Genomic DNA, 1,584 nt, shown 5'->3' with positions numbered 1-1,584 from the left:
GTACGTGTTTAGCCCCAATGAATTTCGCCACTGTCTCGTAGCAGGCGACCAATCGGGGGTATATGCACCCTCAGCAAGGGCTAATTGAACTTCTTCAGGGATGGTCTCCGCTCGGAGACCATCCCGGTGACCCTGCTGAGGGACCGCTGAGGTGGTCATAGTGGATCGAGATGACCTCAGCAAAGACGAACTTCTCTCGCGGTTTCTCCAGATGGAAGAACGAATCAACGATCTTGAGGAGAAGCTTGAGGAGAAAGACGAACGGATCGAAGAACTCGAAACACGGCTTCGTAAATACGAGAATCCACATACACCACCGAGTAAGCGACGGTCGGGGACTGACGAGTCCCCGACCTCGCAAGATGACGAAGACGACGATGTCAGAACTGACGGCGGCACTCCCGGACGAAAAGACGGTCACGAGCCAGAGTGGCGCTCTACCGCTGATCCAGACGAAGAAGTTGAGGTCACCCGTGACTGCTGTCCAGAGTGTGGCCAACACTTCGACGAGTCGGTGGGCGTCAGCCCCCGACTCGTCGAGGAGATACCAGATCCACAACCACCAGAACTCACGCAGTACAACCGCCACTGCTACCAATGCGACTCCTGTGGAACCGAGACAGTCGCTACACACCCCGACTGCCCCGATGAGGGGCAGTTCGGGGTGAACGTTATCGCCCAATCAGCACTGTCGAGGTACGATTACCGCCTTCCCTATCGGAAGATTGCAGACCGTTTCGAGCAGCTACACGGACTGGAGTTGTCAGGTGCGACTGCATGGCACGCGACCGAGCGCGCTGCGCGCGCCGGTCGCTGTGAATACGAACAGATCTGTCGCCAGATCCAGCAAGCCGACGTTGTCCACATCGATGAAACAGGCATCAAGCGAGATGGTGAGCAAGCATGGATCTGGACGTTCACTACCGAGAACCACACGCTCTACGCGGTTAGAGAGAGTCGTGGAAGCGATGTTCCCGCGGAAGTCCTCGGCGAGGACTTCGCGGGAACGGTCATTTGTGATGGGTGGACGGCCTATCCAGCCTTCAGCGACAATCTCCAGCGGTGTTGGGCTCATATTCTGCGAGAGGCTGAAGATGCCGCTGAGAAGCAACCGGAAGGCGAACCGATCTACGACTCTCTCAAACAGTTGTACGTCGCTCTCCAGACCCGGCTGGAGAGCGACTTGACCACTCGTGAGCGAGCAGAGCTCCAGCGTGTGGCGCGGAGAGAGCTTGAATCACTGATTGAGCGGTCAGTTCCCGACGGACCAGTGGCAACACTACTCGGAAAGATCGAAGGTGGCCTCGACCACTGGCTCACCTTCGTCGGTGAGCCAGCGGTCTCTCCGACGAACAATGCCGCCGAAAACGCGCTTCGTGAGCCGGTGGTTCTCCGGAAACTGATCGGAACGCTCCGCAATGACCGCGGGATGTTCGTTCATGAGACGGTGCTGTCCCTGCTGGCGACATGGCGCCAGCAGGGACGCAATCCATATGACGAGCTCAAGCGAGTCTCCCGGAACAACGAGATGATTTCACGAGATCAGGCTGTGCCGGCCGTTGAGTCCTCGGGGTAAACACGTAC

Annotated in this window: 1 protein-coding gene; it reads left to right on the top strand. The window is 57.8% G+C overall.

Translation table 11 applies throughout. From position 1 onward, the window contains the following. Positions 1–211: 211 nt before the first annotated feature. On the top strand, positions 212–1,576 hold the full coding sequence (tnpC, locus tag G9463_RS23605) for an IS66 family transposase (protein WP_193569723.1): 1,365 nt from the start codon (positions 212–214) through the stop codon (positions 1,574–1,576). Positions 1,577–1,584 lie beyond the last annotated feature (8 nt).

Source organism: Haloarcula sp. JP-Z28, from assembly GCF_011440255.1.
Taxonomy (GTDB): Archaea; Halobacteriota; Halobacteria; order Halobacteriales; family Haloarculaceae; genus Haloarcula; species Haloarcula marismortui.
Note: the sequence above shows the minus strand (reverse complement) of the source record. Positions and strands in the feature narration are given on the sequence as shown.